The sequence below is a fragment of the Aeromonas sp. SCS5 genome (assembly GCF_001887375.1).
GTDB classification, from domain to species: Bacteria; Pseudomonadota; Gammaproteobacteria; order Enterobacterales; family Aeromonadaceae; genus Aeromonas; species Aeromonas jandaei.
Genome location: NZ_LFCS01000012.1, coordinates 58159 through 84561 on the forward strand (window position 1 = coordinate 58159; position 26403 = coordinate 84561).

At 61.8% G+C, this 26403-nt stretch carries 22 protein-coding genes; 11 read left to right on the top strand and 11 right to left on the bottom strand.

The features are described 5' to 3' along the window. Positions 1–24: 24 nt before the first annotated feature. The 3 genes from BS300_RS15940 to BS300_RS15950 all read left to right on the top strand — a co-directional run bounded on the left by BS300_RS15940 (position 25) and on the right by BS300_RS15950 (position 1983). Positions 25–591: an LON peptidase substrate-binding domain-containing protein gene (locus tag BS300_RS15940; protein ID WP_071913932.1), complete on the top strand. Its 567-nt coding sequence runs from the start codon at positions 25–27 to the stop codon at positions 589–591. Positions 592–731: 140 nt separating this feature from the next. Continuing rightward, entirely contained in the window at positions 732–1301 is a 570-nt protein-coding gene (locus BS300_RS15945) for a sigma-70 family RNA polymerase sigma factor (protein ID WP_041209767.1), read from the top strand. After that, positions 1294–1983 carry a ChrR family anti-sigma-E factor gene (locus tag BS300_RS15950; RefSeq protein ID WP_071913934.1) on the top strand — a complete coding sequence of 230 codons (690 nt, stop codon included), beginning with the start codon at positions 1294–1296 and terminating at the stop codon, positions 1981–1983. Before BS300_RS15945 ends, BS300_RS15950 begins: the two co-directional genes overlap by 8 nt. Positions 1984–2046: 63 nt before the next feature. Here the strand turns inward: BS300_RS15950 and bacA are convergent, their stop codons facing one another. From bacA to galE, 5 genes are all read right to left on the bottom strand, one after another. Beyond that, positions 2047–2862 (bottom strand): undecaprenyl-diphosphate phosphatase, encoded by an 816-nt coding sequence (gene bacA / locus BS300_RS15955; protein ID WP_071913937.1) that lies wholly within the window; start codon positions 2860–2862, stop codon positions 2047–2049. Positions 2863–2974: 112 nt separating this feature from the next. After that, on the bottom strand, positions 2975–3964 hold the full coding sequence (gene galM / locus BS300_RS15960; protein WP_071913939.1) for a galactose-1-epimerase: 990 nt from the start codon (positions 3962–3964) through the stop codon (positions 2975–2977). Further along, entirely contained in the window at positions 3961–5109 is a 1149-nt protein-coding gene (gene galK, locus BS300_RS15965) for a galactokinase (RefSeq protein WP_071913941.1), read from the bottom strand. The genes galM and galK overlap by 4 nt, the downstream gene beginning before the upstream one ends. Continuing rightward, positions 5106–6164: a UDP-glucose--hexose-1-phosphate uridylyltransferase gene (locus BS300_RS15970; protein WP_071913944.1), complete on the bottom strand. Its 1059-nt coding sequence runs from the start codon at positions 6162–6164 to the stop codon at positions 5106–5108. The genes galK and BS300_RS15970 overlap by 4 nt, the downstream gene beginning before the upstream one ends. Positions 6165–6224: 60 nt before the next feature. Further along, on the bottom strand, positions 6225–7238 hold the full coding sequence (gene galE, locus BS300_RS15975; protein ID WP_071913945.1) for a UDP-glucose 4-epimerase GalE: 1014 nt from the start codon (positions 7236–7238) through the stop codon (positions 6225–6227). A gap of 203 nt (positions 7239–7441) precedes the next feature. Here galE and BS300_RS15980 point away from each other — a divergent pair, with 203 nt between their 5' ends. The 6 genes from BS300_RS15980 (at position 7442) to BS300_RS16005 (ending at position 17308) form a co-directional block, all read left to right on the top strand. Continuing rightward, entirely contained in the window at positions 7442–8449 is a 1008-nt protein-coding gene (locus BS300_RS15980) for a substrate-binding domain-containing protein (RefSeq protein WP_071913947.1), read from the top strand. 179 nt (positions 8450–8628) lie between these two features. Beyond that, entirely contained in the window at positions 8629–11688 is a 3060-nt protein-coding gene (locus tag BS300_RS15985; protein ID WP_071913950.1) for a beta-galactosidase, read from the top strand. Positions 11689–11932: 244 nt separating this feature from the next. After that, positions 11933–12922 carry a galactose/glucose ABC transporter substrate-binding protein MglB gene (mglB, locus tag BS300_RS15990; RefSeq protein ID WP_041209758.1) on the top strand — a complete coding sequence of 330 codons (990 nt, stop codon included), beginning with the start codon at positions 11933–11935 and terminating at the stop codon, positions 12920–12922. 53 nt (positions 12923–12975) lie between these two features. After that, positions 12976–14496 carry a galactose/methyl galactoside ABC transporter ATP-binding protein MglA gene (mglA, locus tag BS300_RS15995; protein ID WP_071913952.1) on the top strand — a complete coding sequence of 507 codons (1521 nt, stop codon included), beginning with the start codon at positions 12976–12978 and terminating at the stop codon, positions 14494–14496. Between the two features lie 16 nt (positions 14497–14512). After that, positions 14513–15523 carry a galactose/methyl galactoside ABC transporter permease MglC gene (mglC, locus tag BS300_RS16000; protein ID WP_040069707.1) on the top strand — a complete coding sequence of 337 codons (1011 nt, stop codon included), beginning with the start codon at positions 14513–14515 and terminating at the stop codon, positions 15521–15523. 51 nt (positions 15524–15574) lie between these two features. Next, positions 15575–17308, top strand: coding sequence for a methyl-accepting chemotaxis protein (locus BS300_RS16005; protein ID WP_071913954.1), 1734 nt, complete (start codon positions 15575–15577; stop codon positions 17306–17308). A 60-nt stretch (positions 17309–17368) separates the two neighbouring features. Here BS300_RS16005 and trmA read toward each other — a convergent pair whose 3' ends face one another. Next, complete coding sequence (trmA, locus tag BS300_RS16010; protein ID WP_071913956.1) at positions 17369–18502, bottom strand: tRNA (uridine(54)-C5)-methyltransferase TrmA; 1134 nt, start codon at positions 18500–18502, stop codon at positions 17369–17371. 170 nt (positions 18503–18672) lie between these two features. Between trmA and BS300_RS16015 the strand changes: the two genes are divergently transcribed. Further along, positions 18673–19821 (top strand): DUF5610 domain-containing protein, encoded by a 1149-nt coding sequence (locus tag BS300_RS16015; RefSeq protein WP_071913958.1) that lies wholly within the window; start codon positions 18673–18675, stop codon positions 19819–19821. A 94-nt stretch (positions 19822–19915) separates the two neighbouring features. Further along, complete coding sequence (locus BS300_RS16020; protein WP_071913960.1) at positions 19916–20449, top strand: ATP--cob(I)alamin adenosyltransferase; 534 nt, start codon at positions 19916–19918, stop codon at positions 20447–20449. A gap of 111 nt (positions 20450–20560) precedes the next feature. Here the strand turns inward: BS300_RS16020 and malZ are convergent, their stop codons facing one another. The 5 genes from malZ to BS300_RS16045 form a co-directional block, all read right to left on the bottom strand. Continuing rightward, the gene (gene malZ, locus BS300_RS16025) at positions 20561–22390 is read right to left on the bottom strand and encodes a maltodextrin glucosidase (RefSeq protein ID WP_071913962.1); all 1830 of its coding nucleotides are present in this window, start codon (positions 22388–22390) and stop codon (positions 20561–20563) included. A gap of 5 nt (positions 22391–22395) precedes the next feature. Beyond that, positions 22396–23244 (bottom strand): HDOD domain-containing protein, encoded by an 849-nt coding sequence (locus tag BS300_RS16030; protein WP_040069699.1) that lies wholly within the window; start codon positions 23242–23244, stop codon positions 22396–22398. 70 nt (positions 23245–23314) lie between these two features. Further along, the gene (locus BS300_RS16035; protein ID WP_071914038.1) at positions 23315–23731 is read right to left on the bottom strand and encodes an META domain-containing protein; all 417 of its coding nucleotides are present in this window, start codon (positions 23729–23731) and stop codon (positions 23315–23317) included. Positions 23732–23877: 146 nt separating this feature from the next. After that, positions 23878–25245 (bottom strand): molecular chaperone, encoded by a 1368-nt coding sequence (gene yegD / locus BS300_RS16040; protein ID WP_071913964.1) that lies wholly within the window; start codon positions 25243–25245, stop codon positions 23878–23880. 103 nt (positions 25246–25348) lie between these two features. Beyond that, a complete protein-coding gene (locus BS300_RS16045; RefSeq protein ID WP_071913966.1) occupies positions 25349–26338 on the bottom strand; it encodes a 2-hydroxyacid dehydrogenase in 990 nt (329 codons plus the stop codon). Positions 26339–26403: the final 65 nt, after the last annotated feature.

Below are 26403 nucleotides of genomic sequence, written 5' to 3' on the forward strand. Positions count from 1 at the left end.
TCGTAACCCGGCAAGGAGTTTGTGATGCGACTGGCACTGTTTCCCCTATCAGCCCACCTGCTGCCCGGCGGCATCATGCCGCTGCGGATCTTCGAGCCCAGATATCTGCGGATGGTGGCCGAAGCGGGGGAGGCGGGCTTTGCCCTCTGCATGGTGGATCGGCGCCAGCCCGATGCCCTGCGCAACATGCTGCCCATCGCCACCCGGGTCAAGGTCATCGACTTCGACCGGCTGCCGGACGGCATGCTGGGGATCACGGTGCAGGGTATGGAGCGGGTGCAGATAGAGGATCTGTGGCAGGAGCAGGATGGCCTGCGCATCGGCGAGGTAACCTCGCTGCCGGCATGGCCACCCCGGCGGCTCCATCCCGATCAGCAACCACTGGCTGAGGCGCTTAGGGAGGTGTTTGCCGACTATCCCGACTATGCCGCCCTCTATCTCGCGCCCCGCTGGGACGATGGCAACTGGGTGGCCCAGCGCTGGCTGGAGGTGCTGCCGATCCCGCCCGAGCATAAGCAGCTGCTGCTGGCCGCTGCCGACAATCAGCCTGCCATCGCCCTGCTCAAGGGGGTGCTGGTGGCCAGCCACTGATTTTTCCTGACTTGCTGATCCGCCAGTGGCGCAGCGCCGTACCAGTCATTACCACAGCATGTTCGACAGCACACCAAAGGGATGGCGCAATGGCATATACTGGCCAACCACACTCGACCATACGCAGGACTTCACCCGTGATGGATAACCCGGATGGCGACCTCAAATCTCTGCTGATCAGGGTGGCAGAGCAAGCCGACAAGGCCGCGTTTGCCCGCCTGTTCCAACACTTTGCGCCGCGTATTCGCAGCTACGGGCTGCGCCATCTCGGCAGCGAGGCCAACGCCATGGAGCTGGTGCAGGAGACCATGCTGCTGGTGTGGCAGAAAGCGCGTCTCTATCACCCGGAGAAGGGGGCGCCAACCACCTGGATCTACACAGTGATGCGCAACCAGTGCTTCGATCTGCTGCGCCGTCGCCGTGCCAGCAAGGAGGATCTCTGTGCCGAAGAGCTGTGGCCGGTGCTGGAGTTTCAGGCCGAAGAGGAGCATCTGAGCGGCGGGGAAGATGCGGTGCTGACCCGCCAGATGGCCCACTACCTCGGCACCCTGCCTGAGCCGCAACAGCAGGTGGTGCGTGGCATCTATCTGCAGGAGTTCTCCCAGCAGGAGCTGGCGGAGCGACTTGGCGTGCCGCTCGGTACCATCAAGTCCCGCCTCCGGCTGGCGCTACAGAAATTGAAAGAGCAAGTGGAGCAAGGCCATGATTAAAGCCCATCCAACCGACCCTATGCTGCGCGCCTTCGCCGCCGACGAGCTCCCTCTGCCGCTGGCGGTGGGACTCTCCGCCCACTGTGAACTCTGCCCTGATTGTGCTGCCCGACTGAAGGCATTCGAAGAGGAGCTGGCGCAGCAATATCTTGCCTCGCCGGCAGAGCCCGAGCTGGCCTCCCGCGATGGCATGGCGCTGGACGTCGGGTTTGACGCCATGCTGGCGGATATTCTGGCGCAGCCCGAACCGGTTGCCGCACCCGTTACCGATCTGCCCAGAGCCCAGCCTGCGGAGCTCGAAGTGGCCGGTCACGCTTACCGCTTGCCGCGGGTGCTGGCCCGCTACCGCTCGCCCAAGTGGCGCCATATCGGGGCCATTCGTCAGCAGAGTTTGCCGCTGGATGAGATGGGGGCTCGCGCCAGCCTGCTCCATATCGATGCGGGTGGTCGCATCCCCGAGCACACCCATCAGGGTTATGAACTGACCCTGCTGCTGGCGGGCAATATTCAGGATGGCGACACCCTCTATCAGGCCGGGGATTTTATCTGGCGCGATGCCAGCCACGCCCACAGCCCGCACACGCCGGATGGCTGCCTCTGCTACACGGTGCAGGATGCGCCGGTGCAGTTCACCAAGGGGTTGTCGCGGCTGCTCAATGGCATCAGCCAGCACCTCTACTGAGGGGCTTGGACAATAAAAAAGGGACCTTGCGGTCCCTTTTGTCATTTGATTGCTGGCTGCGGGTCAGGCGACAAACAGCAGGTAGACGGCGAATGCCACGATAAAGCGGTAGATGGCGAACGGGATGAAGTCGAGGCGGCGGATCAGCGCCAGGAAGCTCTTGATGGCGATCATGGCGACCACGAAGGCGGTGATAAAGCCCACCGCAAACATCGGGAAGTCGGCCATGGAGAGGAAGTCGCGGCTCTTGTAGAGATCGAGCGTACTGGCCGCCATCATCATGGGTACCGCCATGATGAAGGAGAACTCGGCCGCTGCATGGCGGCTGATCCCCATCAGCATGCCGCCGCTGATGGTGGCGCCGGAGCGTGAGAAGCCGGGCCACAGCGCCAGACACTGGAACAGGCCGATACCGAATGCCTGCTTGTAGCTGATGTCATCCAGGGTTTCGGAGCGAACTGCCGGGCGGAACTTCTCGGCGATGATCAGCAGGATACCGCCTGCTACCAGCGCATACATCACGGTCTGCGGGCCAAACAGGTTGGCCTTGATCCAGCTGTGGATGGCCAGACCGACCACGATGGCGGGCATCATGCCGAGGATGACGTGGATCAGCGACAGGGTGGCGTGGCCCGGTTCCGGCTTCTGGCCGAAGTGGATGCCAATCAAACCAAACAGGCGGCGCCAGAAGACGGCAACCACCGCGAGAATCGAACCAAGCTGGATCACCACTTCGAAGGTAGCGGCCTTGGGCCCTTCAAAGCCCAGCAGATGGCCGACGATGATCATGTGGCCGGTTGAAGAGACGGGGAGGAACTCGGTCAGCCCCTCGACAACGCCCAGAATAAAGGCGACCAGCAGGCTATAGGTGTCAGTCATCGAACAGAATCCTTGCTACGTTGATGCAAAAACGCCCCGGAAGGGTCTCGGGGCGGCTTATCTTGCTCGAATGTGGCTGGCGCTGCTACGGAAAAATTATGAAACCTTTAAGTCAGTCGCGGATAAAGCGGTAGCGAGTCTGGTGATGATAGCGCTCGCCCGGCACCAGCCAGGGGTCGCCCAGCTCGGGCCGGTTCGGACTGTCGGGTAGTTGCTGCGCCTCCAGACAGAAGCCGTCGTGATCCCGGTGCGCCAGACCCTGGCGATTCGGGGTATTGGCCAGCCAGTTGCCGCTGTATAACTGCAGCGAGGGCTGGTTGGTGTAGACCTCCATCGCCAGCTGTCTGTCACCCGATACCACGCGAGCAGCCCACTCCTGCGCCGGGCCGTTGAGCACAAAGGCGTGGTCGTATCCCTTGGCCTGTTGCTGCTGGGGATGGCTCAGCCAATCCAGCCCGACAAGGCGCTCTTGGCGCAGATCGAATGGCCCCTCCACCGGGGTGATGGCGATCGGCAAACCGCTTGGGTCGGTCGGCAGGAAGTGGTCGGCATTGATGCTGATGAGGTGGTCACGCACATCGCCGCCGTCAGGGTCGTCATCGAGATTGAAGTAGGCATGGCTGGTGAGGCTGACCGGCGTAGCGGCATCCGTGCAGGCGATAAAATCCACCACCAGATCGCTCTGCTCCAGCCGGTACTCCAGGGTTACCCGCAGATTGCCGGGAAAGCCCTGATCCCCCGCTCGGGAGAGCAACGCCAGCTTGACCCGATCCGCTTCCAGCTCCTTGATGTGCCACTGCTGGCGATGAAACCCCGCCTGCCCGCCATGCAGGCAGTTGGGTGCCTGATTGGCATCCAGCGACCAGCGCTCGCCATCGCGTAGCAGTTCGGCGCCGCCGATGCGGTTGGCAAAACGTCCCGCCACCGCGCCCAGCCACACCTGTTGGTTGGGATAGGTGTCGTCGGCACAACCCAGCAGCACTTCGCGCCGTTTGCCCGCCACCGGCAGGGTGAGGGAGGTGAGGGTGGCGCCGAAGTCGAGGCCGCGCAGGCGCAGCCCCTCCTCGTTTTCCAGTTCGAATGGCGTCATGGCGCTGCTCATAGCTTGCCTGCTCCGGCGCTGGCAGAGCAGACGTAGCAGTCAGCCTTGAGGCCGAAGCGGGTCGGATACTCGCCTTCAACCGCGGCGATCACCTCGGCCACCTTCTCGGGGCGCAGCAGGGCGACCACGCAGCCGCCGAAGCCGCCGCCAGTCATCCGTACGCCGCCTTCGGTGCCGAGCCTGGCCTTGATGATCTCCACCAGACCGTCGATGGCGGGCACTGTGATTTCGAAGTCATCGCGCATGGCGGCGTGTGAATCGGCCATCAGCTCGCCGAGACGAACCAGATCCCCTTGCGCCAGCGCATCGGCGGCGGCCAGGGTGCGGGTATTGTCGCCTACCACGTGGCGGGCACGGCGGTAGCAGACCTCATCCAGTCCGGCCTTGCCCGCTTCGAGAGCCGCCAGATCGAGATCGCGCAGTGCCTTGACTCCGTAGTGGCGGGCGGCCGCTTCGCACTGCTGGCGACGGGTGTTGTATTCGCTGTCCACCAGACCACGGCGCACATTGGAGTTGACGATCAGTACCGCCAGATCGGTGGGCATGGGGATGAGGCGGGTCTCCAGCGAGCGGCAGTCGAGCAGCAGGGCGTGGTCGGTTTTGCCGCTGGCGGAGATCATCTGATCCATGATGCCGCAGTTGCAGCCGACGAACAGGTTCTCCGCCTGCTGACCGTTGAGGGCGATCTCGGCCTGACTGATGGCGAGCCCCAGCGCCTCCTTGAAGGCCTGACCAATGGCCACTTCCAGTGAGGCGGAGGAGGAGAGCCCCGCCCCCTGCGGCACGTTGCCGGAGACCACCAGATCGAGGCCGCGCAGGGCATAACCGCGCTCCTGCAAATATTTCACCACGCCGCGGATGTAGTCACTCCAGCGCTGGCTGGGGTGGTGCTCGATGGGCTGGTCGAGGTCGAACTGGTCGCGCTGGTTGTCGTAGTCGGCGGCGATCACCTGTACTTGCCGGTCATCGCGCAGGCCGATTGCGACGCAGGTCTCGTAGTCGATGGCGCAGGGCAGCACGAAGCCATCGTTGTAGTCGGTATGTTCACCGATGAGGTTGACGCGGCCGGGGGCGCGCACCAGCAGATCGGGCGCTTTGGCAAATTGCTCGGCAAAAACGGCGCTGACGCGTTGGCTGGGGGTCATAGGGCCTCCTCATTGGTGTGGCTGGTCTGGTTGTAGTGAATGGGGCTCAGGGCGCGCAGCCGCTCGGCGGCCTGCTCCGGAGTCAGGTCGCGCTGGGTTTCGGCCAGCATCTCGAAGCCGACCATGAATTTGCGCACCGTGGCGGAGCGCAGCAGGGGCGGATAGAAGTGGGCATGTAGCTGCCACGCTTCGGGGCACTCCGATTTGGGCGGCGCGAAGTGCCAGCCCATGGAGTAGGGGAAGCTGCACTCGAACAGGTTGTCGTAGCGGCTGGTGAGCTCCTTGAGCGCCACCGCGAGATCCTGTTGCAGGGCCTTGGTCAGGTTGAGCATGGAGGGAACGTGCGCCTTGGGCAGCAGCAGGGTTTCGAACGGCCAGGCGGCCCAGAAGGGAACTACGGCGAGCCAGTGTTCGGTCTCCACCACGACGCGCGAGCAATCCGCCAGCTCCCGCTCCACATACTCCAGCAGCATGGGGCGGCCATGCTTGGCCAGCCAGTCACGCTGGTGTTGTTCTTCACGGGCGATCTCGTTGGGCAGGAAGTCGCTGCCCCAGATCTGGCCGTGGGGGTGCGGGTTGGAGCAGCCCATGACGGCCCCTTTGTTTTCAAAGACCTGCACCCATTCCCACTGGGCTGACAGCTCGGCGACCTGATCCATCCAGGTGGTGATCACCCCTTCGATGGCGGGCAGTGGCAGCTCGGGCAGGGTCTTGCCGTGATCCGGCGAGAAGCAGATGACCCGGCTGGTGCCGCGGGCGGCTTCCAGTTTCAGCAGGGGATCGCTGGCGCTATCGGCGGCCGGGGTATCCTGCATCAGGGCGGCGAAGTCGTTGGTAAAGACGAAGGTGCCCTTGTAGTCGGGGTTGATGTCGCCGGTGACCCGGGTGTTGCCTGCGCAGAGGAAGCAGTCGGGATCATGTGCCTGTTTGGGGGCCTGACTCACCTTCTCCACCTGTCCCTGCCAGGGGCGTTTGGCCCGATGGGGGGAGACCAGCACATACTGGCCGGTCAGCGGGTTGAAGCGGCGATGGGGATGATCGACGGGGTTGAACATCATCTCTCCTGAATAAGGTATTGAAAAATAAGGTCGTCTATTAACAGGGAGCAGGCAGGCCTACTCCTCGTAACCGTTCGGGTTGGCGGACTGCCAGCGCCAGCTGTCGGCGCACATGGCGTCTATGTCCCGGGTTGCCTGCCAGCCCAGCTCGCGCTCGGCTTTGGCCGGATCGGCCCAGCAGGCGGCGATGTCGCCCGGGCGGCGCGGTTCGATGCGAAAGGGCAGCGGCTTGCCGCAGGCATTGGAGAAGGCGGCGACCAGCTGCAATACGCTCTGGCCCTGGCCTGTGCCCAGGTTGTAGGTGTGCACGCCACCCTTGCCGGCGCAGTGTTGCAGTGCCTTGACGTGCCCCTCGGCGAGATCCATCACGTGGATGTAGTCGCGCACGCCGGTGCCATCAACAGTTGGGTAATCGTTTCCAAAGACCGACAGGCAGTCGCGACGGCCGATGGCGACCTGAGTGATATAGGGCATCAGATTGTTGGGAATGCCTTGGGGATCTTCCCCCATAGTGCCCGACTCGTGAGCGCCGACCGGGTTGAAGTAGCGCAGCAGGGTCATGCTCCATTGCGGCTCGGCCAGCTGCAGATCCTCGAGGATCTCCTCGATGATCAGCTTGGAGCGACCGTAGGGGTTGGTTGCGCTGCGGGGGAAATCCTCACGGATCGGCAGAGTGGCGGGATCGCCGTAGACGGTCGCCGAGGAGCTGAACACCAGATTGTGCACCCTGGCCCGCTTCATCGCCTGCAGCAGGGTGAGGGTGCCGCCGAGGTTGTTCTCGTAGTAATCCAGTGGAATGCGGGTCGACTCGCCGACTGCCTTGAGGGCGGCAAAGTGGATCACCACATCGATCTGCTGTTCGGCGAAGATCCGGTCCAGCAGGGCTGCATCGCGAATATCCCCTTGATAAAACACGGGTTGCTGGCTGCTGATAGCCGCGACTCGAGTCAACACGCTGCGCTTGCTGTTGCAGAGGTTGTCCACCACGACCGGGGTCATGCCTGCGGCTTGCAGGGCCAGAGAGGTGTGGCTGCCGATATATCCGCAGCCGCCGGTGACCAGAACCTTCATCTTGCTCTCCACTGAAAATGACGCTGCAAGCAGTCTAGCCGAGGGGTTGGCTTACAAACTGTGAACTTGCTTGCAAAACGGTGTAAACGATTACACTGTTTTTGTGATCGCTTCTCTGGCAGATCGTGCGTTATCCCCTGTTTTCAATGGGGTTGGTCGGTATAATGGTCCATCTGTCGCAGAGTGAAATAAGTGAAAACAGCATGAGTACCATCAAGGATGTCGCCCGTTTGGCCAATGTATCGGTGGCAACGGTTTCACGGGTGATGAACAACTCGCCCAAGGCCAGTGCCGCCTCCCGCGCTGCTGTCCAGAAGGCGATGGCGGAGCTGGGCTATACCCCCAACGCCAACGCGCGGGCGCTGGTCAGCCAGACCTGCGATACCATGGGCGTCGTGGTGGGTGACGTGGCCGATCCCTTCTTCGGGGCTCTGGTGAAGGGGGTCTCCGGCGTGGCCGTCGAGCAGAATCTCCACCTGCTGATGGGTAACGGTTTTCACAAGGCGCGTCAGGAGCGCGAGGCGATCGAGCTGCTGATCGGCAAGCGTTGCGAGGCGCTGGTGGTACACAGCAAGGCGCTCAGCGACGAGGAGCTCTGCGACTACGCCATGCGGGTGCCCGGCATGGTGCTTATCAATCGCGATATTCCTGCCATCAAGGGGCGCTGCATCGCCCTCAACAACCGGCTGGGGGCAGCAACCGCAACCCGTCATCTGATCGAGCTGGGCCACCGCCACATCGCCTTTATCAGCTCGGATCACGCCATCGAGGATGCCACCTTGCGGCTGCAGGGGTATCAGGATGGGTTGGCAGAGGCTGGTCTGGCGGCCGATCCGGAGCTTATCGAGAGCGGCACGCCGAATGAGGAGGGGGGCGAGCGCGCCATGCTCAACCTGCTGGCCAAGGGGCTCAAGGTGACCGCCGTGGTTGCCTATAACGATGCCATGGCGGCTGGCGCCATCTCTGTGCTGGCTGACAATGGGCTGCGGGTGCCGGAGGAGGTCTCGGTGGTGGGCTTCGATGACATCATCTACGCCAGATACCTGAGGCCCAAGCTCTCCACCATGCGGTACCCCATCGAGTTGATGGCGAGCCAGGCAGCCAAGCTGGCGTTGCAGCTGGCGGCAGGGGAGAGCGAGGCACAGCAGAACCGCATCTATACACCGACCTTGATCAATCGTCACTCGGTAGCGCCAGTTCGCGCTGGATAGGGGCCGTTTGCAGCTCATTTCCCGAGCTTTTATTGTTTTACCTGTTTTTAATGGTTTTTACTCCGCTTTACTTAACAAAATTAGTGTAATCGTTTACATCTATGTGAGCGAGATCGCCGATCCCCTGGCCACACTTCTCTAGACTGGAATACGTTTTCCAGTCATCAGGGAGAAGGGGAATGCTCAGGGAGATAGTGGCGCGTCAGGATTGGCAGACTCAGGCGATTACTTCGGTAAGCCGTCTGGCTGCCCATACCCCCATGTTCAGCTGGCGCAGTGAAGCGGATGCCAGAGACGATCTCCTTTCACCCTCACGCCGTTCACTGGATGGCGAGTGGCGCTTCTCCTTCTTTGCCGCTCCCGAGCTGGTGCCCGAGAGCTGGCTGACGCAGGATCTGGTGGATGCCTGCCCCATTACGGTGCCGGGCAACTGGCAGCTGGATGCCGCCTATCCGGCAGCACGGCCGCTTACCGATGGCCCCATCTACACCAACATCAAGTACCCCTTTCCCTGCGATCCACCGCGAGTGCCGGCAGAGAACCCCACCGGTTGCTACTCCCGCGAGTTCGAACTTCCTGCCGACTGGCTGGCCAGCGGCCAGAGCCGGATCATCTTCGACGGGGTGAGCAGCGCTTTCCACCTGTTCTGCAACGGTCGCTGGGTCGGTTACTCTCAGGACAGTCGCCTTCCCGCCGAATTCGATCTGACCCCATATCTGCAGGCCGGTCACAACCGGCTGGCGGTGCTGGTGTTGCGCTGGTCCGACGGCTCCTATCTGGAAGATCAGGATATGTGGTGGCTGTCGGGGATCTTCCGCTCCGTCAGCCTTTTGCACAAGCCGGCCCGTCATCTGATGGATATCCGGGTCACCCCCGAGCTGGATGCCTGCTATCGCGATGGCCGCCTCAAGATTGCACTGCAGGTGGCCAATGCGGCTGGCCTCTCGGTGGAGGCCAATCTCTATGATGGCAGCGAACGGGTTGCGACCCTGCGCCAGCCGATCGGTACCCAACCTATTGATGAAAAAGGGGCATATGACGATCGCGCCGAGCTGTGGCTCGATATGGCTGCGCCGCACCAGTGGAGCGCCGAGACGCCTCACCTCTATCGCCTGACCCTGACCCTGCTCGACGAGCAGGGCGAGCCTATCGAGAGCGAAGCCTATGATGTGGGCTTTCGGACAGTGGAGGTCCGTGGCGGCCTGCTGCGGGTCAATGGTCAGCCGCTGCTTATTCGCGGTGCCAACCGTCACGAACACCACCCCGCCAAAGGCTATGCCATCGATCGCGCCACCATGGAGCGGGATCTGCTGCTGATGAAGCGGCACAACTTCAACGCGGTGCGCTGCTCCCACTATCCCAACCATCCCGACTTCTATCGCCTCTGCGATCGGCTCGGCCTCTATGTGGTGGACGAGGCGAATCTGGAGACCCACGGCATGACCCCCATGGGGCGGCTGGCGCGGGATCCCGCCTGGAGCAACGCCTTTCTGGAGCGGGCGACCCGCATGGTGGCACGGGATTTCAACCACCCCTCCATCATCATCTGGTCGCTCGGCAACGAGTCGGGTTACGGTCCGGCCCACGATGCCATGTATGGCTGGATCAAGCGCAGCGACCCGAGCCGTCCGGTGCAGTATGAGGGGGGCGGGGCCGATACCCCGGCGACCGACATCATCTGCCCCATGTATGCCAGAACCCATCAGGATCAACCCTTCCCGGCGGTGCCCAAGTGGGCGCTGGCCAAGTGGATCGGCCTGCCCGAGGAGCATCGGCCGCTGATCCTCTGCGAATATGCTCATGCCATGGGCAACAGTCTGGGAGGCTACGGCCACTACTGGCAGGCGTTTCGCGATCATCCGAGATTGCAGGGGGGCTTTGTCTGGGATTGGGTCGATCAGGGGCTCGACAAATACACCGCCGATGGTCGCCACTACTGGGGCTATGGCGGTGACTTCGGCGATGTGCAAAACGATCGCCAGTTCTGCTGCAACGGCCTGCTGTTCCCGGATCGCACTCCCCATCCCGCGCTGTTCGAGGCAAAGCGCGCCCAGCAGCCGTTCCGCTTCACTCTGCTTGAGCACACCCCGCTGCGAGTGCGGATCGAGAGCGAATACCTGTTCCGTAGCACCGACAACGAGCGGCTCGGCTGGCAGCTGCGCGAAAACGGCCAAGTGGTGCTGGAGGGGGAGGTGTCTCTCGCGCTGGCAGCGCAAGAGGCGGTCGAGTTGACCCTGACCGGGACGCTGCCCGCCTTTGCGGCGGGCTCGCTGGCCTGGCTCGATCTGGCCATCTTCCAGTCGGATGCCACCCCCTGGTCTGCGGCCGGGCACGAGGTGGCGCGCCAGCAATTCATGCTGCCGTCACCGCTGGCGCTACCTGCACCAGTCAGACCTGCGGCTATGGTGGAGCAGGCCGACTGCTGGCTGGTCACCACTGCTAACAGTCAGTGGCGGCTCGATAAGCAGAGCGGCCGCATCACCAGCTGGCTGAAATCGGGGCAGGAGAAGCTGCTGACGCCGATCACGGATCACTTCTACCGCGCGCCGCTCGACAACGACATCGGCACCAGCGAAGCAGATCACGCCGACCCCAACTCCTGGATTGCCCGCTGGCAGGTCTGTGGCCTCGAGCAGTGGCAGCACCGCTGTCTGGGCGTGGTGATTGGCGGCAGTGAGCTGAGGGTGACTCACGGCTATTTCCATCAGGAGCAGTTGCAACTGCTGAGTCATTGGCACCACCGTTTTGCTGACGATGGCACCATGAGTCTCGACATCGAGTGCGAGCTGGCGCAGGCGCTGCCTTCGCTGCCGCGGATCGGTCTGCTAATCCATCTGGCGCAGCCGGTTGAGCAGGTTCAGTGGCTGGGACGCGGCCCCCACGAAAACTATCCGGATCGCCTGCTGGGCGCCGATCTGGGTCGCTGGAGCTTGCCGCTGGAGGCCATGCACACCCCTTACGTCTTCCCGACCGACAACGGCTTGCGCTGCGATACCCGCGAGCTGCAGCTGGGTGGACTGTGTGTGAGTGGTGCCTTCCATTTCAGCGTCAGTCGCTTTAGCCAGCAGCAACTGGCCACTGCCCGTCACCAGAGCGATCTGGTGGCAGAGGAGGGGCTGTGGGTCTGCCTCGATGGTGCTCACATGGGAGTGGGCGGGGATGACTCCTGGAGCCAGAGCGTGCGCCCCGAGTATCAGCTGACTGCCCGTCGCTATCGCTGGCACTGCACCCTTGGCTGAGCTTTTTGACAACAGCCTGTTAGCGACTAGCCTCAATGCTGCGGAATAGATTGAGTCCAAAAATTAACGCTCGAATTTATGTTTTTGAAAAATAAGAAAAAGATTCAATGTAACAGAGTGTAATCGTTTTCATTTTGTCGTCATGATCACAGAAGAAATGACAACAAATTGATTACATTGAAGGGCGATTGCTCAATAGCTCGCCACCCTACAACTCATGGATAGATACATCGGAGCACACACAATGAAAAAAATGACGACCGTTGCTGCCCTGCTGCTGGGCCTGATGGCTGGTGCCACTGCTGCCCACGCTGAAACCCGCATCGGGGTGACCGTCTACAAATATGACGACAACTTCATGGCGGTGGTACGCAAGGCGATCGAGAAGGAAGCGGCTGCCAACCCCGGGGTTGAGCTGCTGATGAACGACTCCCAGAACGACCAGTCCAAGCAGAACGACCAGATCGACGTGCTGCTGGCCAAGGGCGTGAAGGCGCTGGCCATCAACCTGGTTGACCCGGCTGCCGCTCCCGTGGTGATTGAAAAGGCCCGTGGCGAAGATATTCCGGTGGTCTTCTACAACAAGGAACCGAGTGCTGCCGATCTGGCCAGCTACGACAAGGCCTACTACGTAGGTACCGACTCCAAGGAGTCAGGCATCATCCAGGGTCACCTGATTGCCAAACACTGGAAAGCCAATCCGGCCTGGGATCTGAACAAGGATGGCGTCATCCAGTATGTGTTGCTGAAAGGGGAGCCGGGCCACCCGGATGCCGAAGCGCGCACCACTTACGTCATCAAGACCCTGAACGATGGCGGCATCAAGACCCAGCAGCTGCACATGGATACCGGTATGTGGGATACCGCCATGGCCAAGGACAAGATGGACGCCTGGATCTCCGGCCCCAACGCCAACAAGATCGAAGTGGTCATTGCCAACAACGACGGCATGGCGATGGGCGCTGTCGAGTCACTGAAAGCACAGGGCAAGACTGCCATTCCGGTATTCGGTGTCGATGCGCTGCCTGAAGCGCTGGCGCTGGTGAAGAGCGGTGCCATGGCCGGTACCGTGCTGAACGATGCGGCCAACCAGGCCAAGGCGACCTACGAGTTGACCAAGAACCTGGCTGAAGGCAAAGCGGCTGGCGAAGGCACCAAGTGGAACATCGTCAACAAGGTCGTGCGTGTTCCCTACGTCGGCGTAGATAAAGACAACCTGTCCCAATTCGAATAATTCCCTCCTCCAGGGCAAGGGAGATCCCCTTGCCCTTTTTTCAACCAGATGTGATGGCTGATATGACAACACAGCAACAATCAGAATGGCTGTTGGAGATGATTGACGTCAGTAAGAGCTTTCCTGGCGTCAAGGCACTCGATAATGTCAATTTACGGGTCCGTCCTCATTCTGTGCATGCGTTGATGGGCGAGAACGGAGCGGGAAAATCGACACTGCTCAAGTGCCTGTTCGGCATCTACGAGAAGGATCAGGGCAAGATCTTCTTCAAGGGGCAGGAGATCAACTTTACCTCCTCCAAAGAGGCGCTGGAGAACGGCGTTTCCATGGTGCATCAGGAGCTCAACCTGGTGCTGCAGCGCTCGGTAATGGACAACATGTGGCTCGGCCGCTACCCGACCAAAGGGTGGTTCATCGACCACGGCAAGATGTACGAAGACACCAAACGCATCTTCGAGGAGCTGGATATCGACATCGACCCGCGGGTCAAGGTGGCGACCCTCTCCGTCTCCCAGATGCAGATGGTCGAGATCGCCAAGGCGTTCTCCTACGATGCCAAGATCGTCATCATGGACGAGCCTACCTCCTCGCTGACCGAGAAAGAGGTGAGTCACCTCTTCAAGATCATCAACAAGCTGAAGGACAAGGGGTGCGGCATCGTCTACATCTCCCACAAGATGGAAGAGATCTTCCAGCTCTGTGACGAGATCACCATATTGCGGGATGGCCAGTGGGTGGCAACCCAGCCGCTCAAGGGCATGACTATGGATCAGATCATCGGCATGATGGTCGGTCGCGAGCTAACCCAGCGCTTCCCGGAAAAAACCAACCAGCCGAAAGAGGTGATCCTCGAGGTTGAGCATCTGACGGCGAAGAACCAGCCCTCCATTCAGGACATCACCTTCAACCTGCACAAGGGTGAGATCCTCGGTGTCGCCGGGTTGGTCGGGGCCAAGCGCACCGACATCGTCGAGACCCTGTTCGGCATTCGCGATCGCAGCCAGGGCAGCATCAAGCTGCATGGCAAAGAGGTGGCCAACCACAACGCCCACGAAGCGATCCGCAACGGCTTTGCGCTGGTGACCGAGGAGCGCCGCTCTACCGGTATCTATTCGCGGCTCGACATCGCCTTCAACTCCCTGATCGCCAACATGGACAACTACAAGGGCTCCATGGGGCTGCTCAGCGACAACAAGATGAAGAGCGATACCCAGTGGGTCATCGACTCCATGCGGGTCAAGACGCCGACCCAGCAGACCCAGATCGGCTCCCTCTCCGGGGGCAACCAGCAGAAGGTGATCATCGGCCGCTGGCTGTTGACCCAGCCGGAGATCCTGATGCTGGACGAACCGACCCGCGGCATCGACGTGGGGGCCAAGTTCGAGATCTATCAGCTCATTCTGGAGCTGGCGAAGAAGGAGAAGGGGATCATCATCATCTCCTCTGAAATGCCCGAACTGCTCGGCATCACCGACCGCATCATGGTCATGAGCAATGGCCGGGTCGCCGGGATCGTCAACACCAAAGAAACTGACCAGAGCGAGATACTGCGCCTGGCATCTCTGTACCTCTAGAGACAGGAAGACATTTATGGAGTCGGCTAAAAATTTCAATCTGATGCGGGCGCTCAAGGAGAACGGCATCTACGTGGTGCTGCTGGTGCTGCTCATGATCATCGTGATCAAGGAACCCTCCTTCCTGAGTCTCACCAACTTCAGTAACATCCTGACCCAGTCCTCGGTGCGGGTCATCATCGCGCTGGGGGTGGCAGGCATCATCATCACCCAGGGTACGGATCTGTCGGCCGGTCGTCAGGTCGGTCTGGCAGCGCTGATTGCGGCGACCATGCTGCAGGCGCTGACCAACGTCAACAAGGTGTTCCCGACGCTGGGGGAGGTGCCCATTCCTGCGGTGATCCTGCTGGTGTGCGTGGTGGGTGCCCTGATTGGTCTGGTCAACGGTCTTATCGTCGCCTATCTGAACGTGACCCCCTTTATCACCACCTTGGGGACCATGATCATCGTCTACGGTATCAACTCCCTCTACTTTGACTCGGTGGGCGCTTCGCCGGTGGCCGGTTTTGACCCCCGCTTCTCCAGCTTCGCCCAGGGCTTTATCCGGATCGGCGGCTTCAAACTCTCGTACCTCACCTTCTACGCGGCCATCGCCAGCGTCTTTGTCTGGGTGCTGTGGAACAAGACCCGCTTTGGCAAGAACATCTTCGCCATCGGCGGCAACCCGGAAGCGGCCAAGGTATCCGGCGTCAATGTGGCAGTCAATCTGGTGATGATCTATGCGTTGGCGGGGGTCTTCTACGCCTTCGGCGGCATGCTGGAAGCGGGCCGGATCGGTAGTGCCACCAACAACCTCGGCTTCATGTACGAGCTGGACGCCATCGCCGCCTGCGTGGTGGGCGGGGTGTCGTTTGCCGGCGGGGTGGGAACTGTCGCAGGTGTGATCACCGGCGTACTTATCTTCACCCTGATCAACTATGGTTTGACCTATATCGGCGTCAGCCCTTACTGGCAGTTCATCATCAAGGGCGGCATCATCATTCTGGCGGTGGCATTGGACTCCATGAAGTACGCCAAGAAGAAATAACGATTGGCAGGGAGGGTTGGCAGTGCCAGCCCTCTCTTCTGGAGGGATCCCATGCCATTCAAGGTCAAGATTTACGTCCTGTTGCTGCTGGCCATTCTGGTCACCATCGGTACCGCCTGGTTCAGCGTCAATCACTTCATCAGCGCCTACATCCGCACCCAGGCGACCAAGAACATCAATGAACAGATCACTCTGGTCAAAGAGAAGCTGGCCAGCGACATCAATCAAAAAATCCTGCTGGCAGCCAACCTCAACTTCGGGGTGACCAACGTCAAGAAGACCCTGCAAGAGACCGGCTTTCACAACATCGTCAAGGTGATCGGCGACATGGCCTTCGATGTGAGCGGTGTCATCAACGATACGGCCAAGGTCGATGCGCTGCGCAAGCTGATCCCCGCCGCCAACAACCAGATCACCGTTAGTCCGCTGCAACAGGTGGATGGCAAGCCGGTTGTCACCATACTGGTACCGCGTGGTGCCGATTCGGCCTATCTCTACTACCTCGACATGAGCGAGTTCAAGAGCCTGCTGGCGAAGATGAGCGGCGAGGGGCGCTACTTCTCGCTGGCCGACGGCCAGGGCAATGAGCTCTACAGCAGCAAACCGCAGGGGGAGAGCGAAGCGCGCCCCAATCAGCTGGATATTCGCGGCAACAGCTGGACCCTGACCGGCTACATCGACCTCGACTACATCCAGGCGATGACCCGGGCACTCAACGGCCAGATCATCATGGCGCTGCTCGGTGTCGCCGTGGTGGTGATGGTGCTCGCCATACTGGCGCTCAACGTGGCTTATCGCCCCATCCTCTCGCTGCGGGATCTGGTACTGGAGCTCTCTCGCGGCAGTGGTGATCTCACCCGCCGGCTGGCGGTGACCAGTACCGATGATCTGGGCCAGATTTCAGCCGGCATCAACCGCTTTATCGAGCGGCTGCAGGAGATGATGGGCGAGGTGCAGGAGGCGAGCGGTCAGCTCAATAGCGGCATTGCCGGATTGGCCAGCCAGACTGGCGCAGCCCAGTCCCTGCTGGCGGATCATGTGCGCGAGACCGAACAGGTGGTGACTGCCATCAACGAGATGAGCCGCACCGCAGTCTCGGTGTCGGAAAGTGCAGCCAGCACCGCCCAACTCACCGGCCAGAGCCAGCAACTGGCGAGCCAGTCCCGGCAAGTGGTGGATCAGGCGATGGCCAGCGTGATGGCGCTGGTGGACGAGGTGGAGGAGACGGCCCGCTCCATCGAGGCGATGCAGCAGGATGTGCAGCAGATAGGCTCCGTGCTGGGGGTGATCGGCAGCATTGCCGAGCAGACCAACCTGTTGGCCCTCAACGCTGCTATCGAGGCGGCTCGTGCCGGCGAGCAGGGGCGTGGCTTTGCGGTGGTGGCCGACGAGGTACGCTCCCTTGCCGCCCGCACCCAGCAGAGCACGGCGGAGATCCAGACCATGCTGGCCAGCCTGCAACGGGGCAGCCGCACCGTGGTGGAGGCGATGGAGAACACCAAGCAGAGCTGTCAGGGGGCGGCCGAGAACACTACCAGGGTCAACGAATCGCTGGATCTGATGGCGGGAGAGGTGGTGGAGATCAACGATCTCATCAGTCACATCGCCACGGCGGCCGAACAGCAGAGCGCAGTGGCGGAGGAGATCAACCGCAACATGAGCGCCATCGCCGAGGTGATCCGCCAGCTGACCCACAACGGGGAGGCGACGGTCGCCAGTTCAGGTTCGATGCAGCAGACCTACGACCGGCTCAGGGAGATAGTGAGCCACTTCCGGCTGCGGTAATGGCCGGATACGCCATAAAAAAACAGGGCCATCCGGCCCTGTTTTTTTTATCCCTTGGAATCAACCAGCCTTGCGGCGCAGATAGACCCCGGCTTCCATGTGATGGGTCCAGGGGAACTGGTCGAACAGGGCGAAGCGGGCGATCTCGTGGGTTTCGCCCAGCACGGCCATGTTGGCTTGCAGAGTCTCGGGGTTGCAGGAGATGTAGAGGATGTTGTCGTACTCCTGCACCAGCTTGACGGTGGCATCGTCGAGACCGGCGCGGGGCGGGTCGACGAAGATGGTGTTGCACTGGTAAGCGCCGAGATCGACCCCCTTGAGGCGGTTGAACTCCCGCTCGCCGCGCATCGCCATAGTGAACTCCTCGGCCGACATGCGCAGGATGATCAGGTTGTCGACGCCGTTGGCCGCGATATTGAACTGGGCGGAGTCCACGCTCGGCTTGGCGATCTCGGTGGCCAGCACCTTGCGGAAGTTCTGCGCCAGCGCAATGGAGAAGTTGCCGTTGCCGCAGTAGAGCTCCAGCAGATCCCCTTCGCTCCCCTTGGTGACTTCCAGCGCCCAGCCCAGCATCTGCTCGTTGATGGCGGCGTTGGGCTGGGTGAAGCTGTTCTCCACCTGCTTGTAGATGAGCTGGCGATCGGCCACGTTGAGCTGCTCGATGACAAAATCATCGCCCAGACAAATCTTCTGCTTGTGGGCGCGGCCAATCAGCTGCAGTTCGAAACCTTTGGCGCGCAGATCGGCCTGCAGCGCCTCGGCGGCCTGCTGCCACTCGTTTTCCAGCTTGCGATGGTAGAGCAGGCTGACGATGATCTGGCCGGACTGGGTGGAGAGGTAGTCAATCTGGAACAGCTTGCGGCGCAGCACCTGATGGGGGCGCAGCCCCTCCAGCAGCACCGGCATCAGCTGGTTGATGAGGCGGCTGGCAGTGGGGAAGTGGTCGACCCGGATAATCTCTTTGGTCGCCGGGGCATACATGCAGTGGAAGAGGTCGTCCCCCTCGTGCCAGATGCGAAATTCGGCGCGCATCCGGTAGTACTCCGCCGGTGAGCTGTGCACCTCCAGCGCGGGAGGGTTGAAGCTGGCAAACAGCCCGGTGAGGCGCGCGCTCTTCTCATCGAGCTGGGCCTGATAGTCGGCCGGGGTTCTTGGCGCCGGAGCATCCGCAGAAGGCTGTTGGGACTGGGTCATAGATACCTCATGTGCACACCGGCCGGGCCGGGTCGAAATCGCGGGATGGCAACAGACCACCCAAAGGGGCCCGATTTTAAAAGCCAGCCGCAGATTGTCCAGCATTTTGTGGTCAAGAAGTGTTCAGTCAGGCCGATACCGGATCTACAGGCATGGTGGGAGGACACATTATGCATATCGACGGCGTGGGCGCAGCCCAACCCAAGGGAGTGGGTGTTTCTCCCAAATCGCCGCAACAGGCGGAGTCAAAACAGCTCAACCGCGAGGATGAGGTCTCCTTGCACAAGCCCCCGAAATGGGCACAGGTGCTGATCCAGCAGGCGCTGCAGTTTGCGCTGGAGATCAACGGGCAGAGTTATCAGGCGCCCAAGACCCAGGAGCAGCCGGAAGAGGTTACCCCGGATACCCTGTTCGACTTCCAGTCGGTGGCGGACAACGTGCTGCAGTTTGTCACCGGACGGCTGGGTGCGGCCCGCGCCGACGGCAAGTCGGATGATGCCCTGACCGGCATGATGGAGCAGGCCCGCAAAGGGGTGGACAAGGGCTTTGGTGACGCGCGCAAGCTGCTGGGTGACTGGGCTGACAACGGCGATATCAAGACCGGCATGGATCAGAGCTACAAGCTGATCCAGAAAGGGCTCGACGAGTTCGAGAAGGAGTTCTTTGGCAAGGTCTCCACTACCGATATGGGGCAGGCCGAGATGGCCAGTCGCCAGCAGGGTTCGCTGGAGATCCAGACCAAGGATGGCGACAAGGTGGTGCTGCGCTTTAACGACAACTGGCAGACCCGCTCCCAGAAGAGCGACAGCGGCAGCCAGTTCAGTCTCAAATCGAGCCAGAGCTTCAGCTTTTCGCTGGAGGGTGATCTCAGCAAGGAGGAGATGGACTCCATCGGCAAGCTGGTCAAGGGGATCGACGGTCTGGCCGGCGACTTTTTCTCCGGTAATCTGGACGATGTGCTGAAGAAGGCGGGCGACCTGAAGCTGGATGACACCCAGCTGGCGTCCTATTCGCTCAAGCTCAAGCAGAGCGTCAAGCTGAGCCAGACCTATCAGGGAGCCAGCTCCCTGCAGGATCTGCTCAAGCCGTTTGCCGATTATCTGCCCAAGCTGGACGAGGTGCAGAAGCAGGCCGATGCCGTGCTGCCGGAGTCCCAGCAGCAGGCGCTGACCCCGGCCGTGCTGGCTGCGCGTGGTCAGACTGATCCGGCGCAGGTCAGCAGCTTCACCAGCTTCAACGAACGCATGCTGCAGGCATTGCGGATGCTGAGCCAGTTCCAGCCCGCGACCGACCCTGCCAGCAGCGGCAAGAGTGCCTGAGTGCTTGCCATCGGGATTGATTAACTCCTGACCGGCCGTTTGCCAGCTCCTGCGGGGGCTGGCAAACTGGCCTTTTTCCCGATGCGACCAGCCAATGAACCCGAAAAAGCCCCGAGACAAGCGCGAGCTTTGCTACCCCTTCATCTTCGAAACCTCGCTCAAGTGTGATTTTGAAATCGCCACCGACGAGCTCTGCTGCCAGGTCGGTGCCGTGCTGTCACACCTTGCGCCGGATGCCGATATTGCGCCCATGTTGGTGGATCTCGCGGCGTTGCAGCGCCTCATTTACAACCTCAACGGTTCGGTGCGCGGCAAGCTGGGGATCTTCGATACAGACCTTGAGTGGCTCAAGGCCCGTTACGACCACTACAACGAGGCGAGCCGGGGTCGGGTCACCGGTTTTGTGCTGCCGCAAGGGCCGCAGCCGATCCCGACCCTGCATCTTTGCCGCTGTGGCAGCAAGAAGGTGGTGCGACTGCTGGTGCGCCTCGAGGAGAGTGGCGTCAGCTTCGACCCCATCCTCTACCGCTTCGCCAACCTGCTGGCCAACTTCTTCTTCGTGCTCACCGTCTATCTCAAACAGCTGTGGCAGGTGCCGGAAGTGCCCTACGTCAGCATCAACTACTGACGCTCAGCCTGGTTCGCAGGTGCTCTGCACAAGGCCACTGCCGGCCAGCTATGGCATATAAAAAAACCGGAGCCACAGGCTCCGGTTTTTTTATTGGCGAGATAACGCCCCTCAACTGGAGAGCAGCACCCGGGCCGAGTTGGCCGGAATGGTCAGCTGCAGCTCCCCCTGCACCACTTCGAACTTCTCGCCGTTGAAGGCGTCGGTGAAGCGGCTGGCGGGGCTCGCGGTCTGCCACAGGGGCAGGCTGATGGTGCGCGGCTCGCTCGGGTGGCGGTTGCAGGCCACCACCACTTGATCGCTTTGCAGGGTGCGGGCAAACACATAGCTGTGGGGGCCGGCATAGAGGGTCTGGATATCGCCACGGCGCAGGGAGGGGCGCTGGCGGCGGATCTGGATCAGCCGGCGATAGTGGTCGTGCAGCACGTGATCCCAGGCGGTGGTCTCCCACGGGAAGCAGCGGCGGCAGTCAGGGTCGTTGCCGCCAGAGAGCCCCACTTCATCGCCGTAGTAGATGGAGGGCACGCCGATATAGGTGAGCAGCAGGGTGGCCGCGAGACGCATCCGCTGCTTGTCCTCGCCCAGCAGGTGGAGGAAGCGGGCGGTATCGTGGCTGTCCAGCAGATTGAACTGGGCCAGCTGGTTCTTGAACGGGATGTGGGCCCGCGCCAGCTTGAGCCAGCGATCCAGCTCTTCGGCGCTGATCTTGATGGGGTGGTAGGCGATGTCCTTACCGGCCAGGAAGGCGCGGATCGGATGGGCGAAGCCGTAGTAGTTCATGGCGCCGTCCTCCTGATCCCCCTGCAGCCACTGGCTCGCCTCGAAGAAGTGCTCGCCGAGCACGTAGGCGTCCGGGTTCTCCTGCTTCACCGCGCCGCGAATGGCGCGCACGTGGCCGCTGTTGCCTTCGGCGGTGCCGCGCTCACCCAGCATGTGGATGACGTCGAAACGCCAGCCGTCGATCTGGTAGGGGGCGCGCATCCAGTAGCGCAGGATGGCGTCGTCAGCCCGATAGACGGCGTCCTGCACCTTCTCGCAGGAGAAGTCGAGCTTGGGCAGGCTGCGAATGCCCTTCCAGCTGACGTAATCCCCTTCGTTGTCAAAGGTGTAGAAGCTGCGCCACGGCGAATCCGGGTTGCTCTGGGCGCCGAGTGGCGGGCAGAACCAGGGGTGCTGGGTCGAGGTGTGATTGACCACTGCATCGAGAATGATCTTCATGCCGCGCTGGTGCAGATTGCGGGTCAGCTCGGCGAACTGCTCGTTGCTGCCGAGGTGGGCATCCACCTTGAAGTAGTCCTGGGTGTCGTACTTGTGGTTGCTCGGCGAATCGAAGATGGGGTTGAGGTAGAGCGCCGTCACCCCGAGGGATTGCAGATAGTGCAGCTTGGCATCGATCCCCGCCAGATCGCCGCCATAGAATTCGCAGGCACCGTGCCCCTCTTCGTGACGACTGACCGGCTCGCCCCACGCCTTGCTGATGACTGCCTTGCCGCGGTACTCGTACTCGTGATGCTTGACGCTGAGGGACGGATCGCCGTTGCAGAAGCGGTCGGGGAAGATCTGGTAGAACACCTGATCCTGCACCCAGGCCGGTGGCTGGTGCAGGCTGTTGAAGCGAAAATGCTGCTCGCGCGGCGGCATGGTGGAACTGACGCCAGCGCCGTGCAGCCACCACTGCTCCTCGTCGGTGAGGCACTTGAAGCAGTAAAGGTGGATATCCTGCCCCTTGCCAAGCGGCAGGTTCACCTGCCATACCTGCAGTCGGTCGCGGGTCGAGATCGCCGTCATCGGGATCAGGTACTCCTCGTTGTCTGGCTCGTGGCGCAGCCACACCTCGCGGATGGGGGCATCCAGCTCGCTGAAAAGGGTCAGTTGCAGGGCATCGGCGCTCTCTTTGAACCAGGGCGCCACCTGGGGATGAAACAGAAACGGATGGGTCATGATGCTTATTGAGTCAGAAGATCGGCGAGGGCATTACCCTGTTCATGCAGTGTTTCGAGCTGGCCGGCCAGCGATTTGGGATCCAGTCCCAACTGGTCGGCGAGCGGTTTGGGGAAGCGGGCGATGATGGCCTGGGCAGGCACCCCGGCGTTCCAGGCGAAGGAGATGAAGACTGCCAGACGGATCAGTACCGCCTCCTTGCTGACCGGATCGTGGGAGAGGGGATCCAGCTGCTGGGAGATGGCGTCAACGAAGCTCTCCGACAGGTTCCAGCGCCGCGCCAGTTCGGCACCGAGCTGGGCATAGTCATAGCCCAGCATCTCGCGCTGGGCCTCGACCCGGCTGCTCCCCTTCTGGATCGCCAGATTGATGAGCTCCGCCTCTTCCGGCAAGGTGCTCTGGATCAGCAGCTCGCCGATGTTGTGGATGAGGGCGCAGGTAAAGGCGGTCTCGGGGTCGAGCACCCTGGCCTCCTGCGCCAGCGTCTTGGCGATGGTGGCGACCTGAAAGGTCTCGGTCCAGAACTTGTTCTTGTCGAAGCTGGGGGGCGCCTTGAAGCTGCCGATGATGCCGGAGGCAACCACGATGGAGCGCAACCGGTTGAAGCCGAGGCGGATCACCGCCTGATCGATGGAGGTCACTTCGTTGCCACGGCGCAGGGCGGCCGAGTTGGCCATCCGCAGCACCTTGACGCTGATCACCTGATCCATGGCGATCTTGGCCGCAATCTCGTCGATGCGGGCATTCTCGTCGTTGAAGCTCTGCATCAACTCGTGCAGCAGCTTGGGAATGGTGGGGAGTTGTTTGATCTTGTCAAACAGACGATCCATCGACATGGCTGAGGCAGCCTCCATTGCGAACACTGCCTCATATTGTGCCACAGCCGGGCAACATGTTCCTGTTTGTAATGCCGGTTTGTGAGCCCTAGAGCACCCAGTCGCGCAGGGTGTATTCCAAACGGTGCTGTTTACCCTGCAGTACCAGGTCTTGGCTGGAGCCGCTCAGGGTCGCCCCCTCGGTCAGCGTGGTCAACACGGCCTGCTCTATGGTGTTGAGGGGGGGCATGCAGGCCATCTCGGTGCTGCCCAGACTGGTGACCCAGAACTTGTCCCCTTTCATATGGCCCTGGCCGAAGTAGCGGTTGCAGCCGGCGATGCCGTTGACGGTGAAGTGCTCGCCGATCTCGAAGTCGGGCGGATTGTCGCGCAAGGCGGCAACCGGTTCGCCATCCAGCTTGCTCAATACCCAGTGGTGATGTTGCAGATCCTGCCGGACAAAGGTGGCTGAACTGCAGCCGGCGAGCAGGAAGAGGGGGATGAGCAGGAGTGACAATCTGGACATGGCGGGGCTCCGGTTGATGGGAGCCGCAAGCATAGCCTGTTTGCTTGCCCCGTAGCAGGGCGGAAGCTGGGGCGACCGACCGCTTCTGTCGCCCCTTTGCCGCCAGAGTGTCTCTAAATGGCAACACTCTGGCGATTTGGCCCCATTCAGGACTTGGCTGCGAAGATCCGCTCGGCATAACGGGCCAGACCGGCGGCCACCGAGCCGAAGTCATCACCCCCCTCGAGCGGGATAGCCGGCAGCTTCTGGCGGATAAAGCTGGCGATCAGCGGCGAGCGGGCGCTACCGCCGGTGACGAAGATGCGGTCGGGTTGTACGCCGGCGGCGGCGATCGCCTCATCCATCAGCTCGCCAATCTTCTCCAGCAGCAGGGCCGAGGCACCGGCCAGCTGCTCGCGGGTCAGCTCCGCCTCCAGCCCTTTTTCCAGCTCGCTCAGGGAGTGGCGGCTGCTCTCCTGCTCCGAGAGGACTATCTTGCCCTGCTCGGCGCGCCAGACCAGCTGGTGGCTCAGCTTGTGGACCCGCAGGTTGGCAAGGCGGCTCAGCTTGCTGCCGGGCTGGCTGTCGAGCTGCAGATCCTGCAGCTGGCGGGCGGTATCGAGACTGTAAAAACGGCTCTGGGCGCTGACATCGTTGATGGCGGCTGCATCCCAGAACAGCGGGTGGGGCAGCGGTTTGCCGGTTTTGAGCACCTCGTGCATCCCGAGTAGCGGCATCATCCCCTCCACCGTCAGGCGGATGTCGAAGTCGTTGCCGCCGATCCGCTGACCGCTGTGGCCGAGCAGATCGTCGGTGCGATCGAGCCGGTCACGGTAGCTCGGGCCCATCCGCAGCATGGAGCAGTCGGTGGTACCGCCGCCGATATCCACCACCAGCACCACGGCGTCTTCGGTGAGGCGGGCCTCGAATTCAAAACCGGCCGCCACCGGTTCGTAGAGAAACTCCACCTGCTCGAAGCCGGCGATGCGGGCCGCTTCGCTCAGAATGGCGATGGCCTGACGGTTGCTCTCTTCGCCAGCCAAGCCCTGAAAGTTGACCGGACGGCCGATCACCGCCTGACGGATCGGGGCGCCGAGCTGCTGCTCCGCCTGCTGGCGGACGTGGAGCATCATGGCGCAGACGATATCTTCGAACAGGGCAATCTGGGGGGCCTTGAGGCCGTAGGCGCCGAGGAAGGATTTCGGCGACTTGATGTAGTAGCCCTCGTCCGGCTCCTCCAGATAGCGCTCCAGCGCGGCGGAGCCAAAGCTCAGCTCGTCGATCAGCCCCTCTTCGCGCATCTGACGGCGCACCGCCTGGGCCCGGGTCACCACGGGGCCGCGCAGCTTGAGATAGGCCGCCTGCTGGCTGTCGGCCAGCCCTTCGGCCAGCAGACCGGCGATGGCATCCCGGTGCGGCGCGTGCAGGGTGGAGGGGAGGTAGCGGGAGGGGCCGAGATTGAGCAGCCGCGGGCTGCCCTGTTCCATCACGGCCACGGCACAGTTGGAGGTACCGTAATCAAATCCGATAAACATGGGCAGTCAGCTCCTTGGAAAAAAGGGGAGCTAGCCTACCCGATGGCGCCGGGTCTCACAACCCGGCGTGCAGAGATGAGGCGCTGCAATAGCGCGCGGGGGGTTACTCGACCTCGTTGTCGCTGCGGCCCTGACTCTCGATAGCCTGAATGTTGCCGAGGGTGGTGTCGGCGATGGCGTGCAGCGCCTCGCGGGTCAGGAAGGCCTGATGACCGGTGAACAGCACGTTGTGGCAGGCTGACAGGCGGCGGAACACATCATCGGTGATCACCTCGTTGGACTTGTCGGAGAAGAAGAGATCCTCCTCCTCTTCGTAGACGTCCAGCCCCAGCGCGCCGATGCGGGAAGTCTTGAGCGACTCGATGGCGGCGTTGGAGTCGAGCAGGCCGCCGCGGCTGGTGTTGATGATCATCACCCCGTCCTTCATCTTGGCGAACGCCTCCTGATTGAGCAGGTGGTAGTTCTCTTTGAACAGCGGGCAGTGCAGGCTGATGACGTCGGACTGGCGGAACAGGGTGTCGAGATCCACATACTCGGCCCCCAGCTCGATGGCAGCCGGATTCTGGTAAGGGTCGTTCACCAGCAGGCGCATGCCGAACCCCTTGAGGATACGCAGGGTGGCGATGCCGATCTTGCCGGTGCCGATGATGCCGGCGGTGCGGCCGTGCATGTTGAAGCCGACCAGCCCCTCCAGCGAGAAGTTGGCGTCGCGGGTGCGCTGATAGGCTTTGTGGATGCGGCGGTTGAGGCACATCATCATGCCGACCGCGTGCTCGGCCACTGCCTCGGGGGAGTAGGCGGGCACTCGCACCACCTTCATGCCCAGCTCCCTGGCGGCGGCCAGATCCACGTTGTTGTAACCGGCACAGCGCAGGGCGATCACCTGGGTGCCGTTGGCCGCCAGCTCGGTCAGCACCTCGCGGTCGGCGTCGTCATTAACGAACAGGCACACCACCGGGAAGCCGTGGGCCAGTCGGGCCGTCTTGGCCTCCAGCCGCACATCGAAGAACTCCAGTTCAAAGCCGAAGCGGCTGTTGGCCTGGGTGAAATGCTCTTTGTCATAGCTCTTGGTGCTGAATACGGCGACTTTCATGGTGTGCTCTCCGCAGATGATTTGTAGTTAAATTACAACAAAGCGAGTCAACTATCACCGGACAA

Excerpts from the sequence above, each read along its gene's own strand:
- yegD (WP_071913964.1), bottom strand. The coding sequence starts at position 25,245 with ATGTTTATCGGATTTGATTACGGTACCTCCAACTGTGCCGTGGCCGTG.
- galE (WP_071913945.1), bottom strand. The coding sequence starts at position 7,238 with ATGAAGGTTCTGGTCACCGGCGGCTGCGGATATATCGGCAGCCACACC.
- BS300_RS15970 (WP_071913944.1), bottom strand. The coding sequence starts at position 6,164 with ATGTTCAACCCCGTCGATCATCCCCATCGCCGCTTCAACCCGCTGACC.
- galK (WP_071913941.1), bottom strand. The coding sequence starts at position 5,109 with ATGACCCCCAGCCAACGCGTCAGCGCCGTTTTTGCCGAGCAATTTGCC.
- BS300_RS15985 (WP_071913950.1), top strand. The coding sequence starts at position 8,629 with ATGCTCAGGGAGATAGTGGCGCGTCAGGATTGGCAGACTCAGGCGATT.
- BS300_RS15945 (WP_041209767.1), top strand. The coding sequence starts at position 732 with ATGGATAACCCGGATGGCGACCTCAAATCTCTGCTGATCAGGGTGGCA.
- mglC (WP_040069707.1), top strand. The coding sequence starts at position 14,513 with ATGGAGTCGGCTAAAAATTTCAATCTGATGCGGGCGCTCAAGGAGAAC.
- mglA (WP_071913952.1), top strand. The coding sequence starts at position 12,976 with ATGGCTGATATGACAACACAGCAACAATCAGAATGGCTGTTGGAGATG.
- BS300_RS16035 (WP_071914038.1), bottom strand. The coding sequence starts at position 23,731 with ATGTCCAGATTGTCACTCCTGCTCATCCCCCTCTTCCTGCTCGCCGGC.
- BS300_RS16005 (WP_071913954.1), top strand. The coding sequence starts at position 15,575 with ATGCCATTCAAGGTCAAGATTTACGTCCTGTTGCTGCTGGCCATTCTG.
- mglB (WP_041209758.1), top strand. The coding sequence starts at position 11,933 with ATGAAAAAAATGACGACCGTTGCTGCCCTGCTGCTGGGCCTGATGGCT.
- BS300_RS16015 (WP_071913958.1), top strand. The coding sequence starts at position 18,673 with ATGCATATCGACGGCGTGGGCGCAGCCCAACCCAAGGGAGTGGGTGTT.
- BS300_RS15950 (WP_071913934.1), top strand. The coding sequence starts at position 1,294 with ATGATTAAAGCCCATCCAACCGACCCTATGCTGCGCGCCTTCGCCGCC.
- BS300_RS15980 (WP_071913947.1), top strand. The coding sequence starts at position 7,442 with ATGAGTACCATCAAGGATGTCGCCCGTTTGGCCAATGTATCGGTGGCA.
- bacA (WP_071913937.1), bottom strand. The coding sequence starts at position 2,862 with ATGACTGACACCTATAGCCTGCTGGTCGCCTTTATTCTGGGCGTTGTC.
- malZ (WP_071913962.1), bottom strand. The coding sequence starts at position 22,390 with ATGACCCATCCGTTTCTGTTTCATCCCCAGGTGGCGCCCTGGTTCAAA.
- BS300_RS16020 (WP_071913960.1), top strand. The coding sequence starts at position 19,916 with ATGAACCCGAAAAAGCCCCGAGACAAGCGCGAGCTTTGCTACCCCTTC.
- trmA (WP_071913956.1), bottom strand. The coding sequence starts at position 18,502 with ATGACCCAGTCCCAACAGCCTTCTGCGGATGCTCCGGCGCCAAGAACC.
- galM (WP_071913939.1), bottom strand. The coding sequence starts at position 3,964 with ATGAGCAGCGCCATGACGCCATTCGAACTGGAAAACGAGGAGGGGCTG.
- BS300_RS15940 (WP_071913932.1), top strand. The coding sequence starts at position 25 with ATGCGACTGGCACTGTTTCCCCTATCAGCCCACCTGCTGCCCGGCGGC.
- BS300_RS16030 (WP_040069699.1), bottom strand. The coding sequence starts at position 23,244 with ATGGAGGCTGCCTCAGCCATGTCGATGGATCGTCTGTTTGACAAGATC.
- BS300_RS16045 (WP_071913966.1), bottom strand. The coding sequence starts at position 26,338 with ATGAAAGTCGCCGTATTCAGCACCAAGAGCTATGACAAAGAGCATTTC.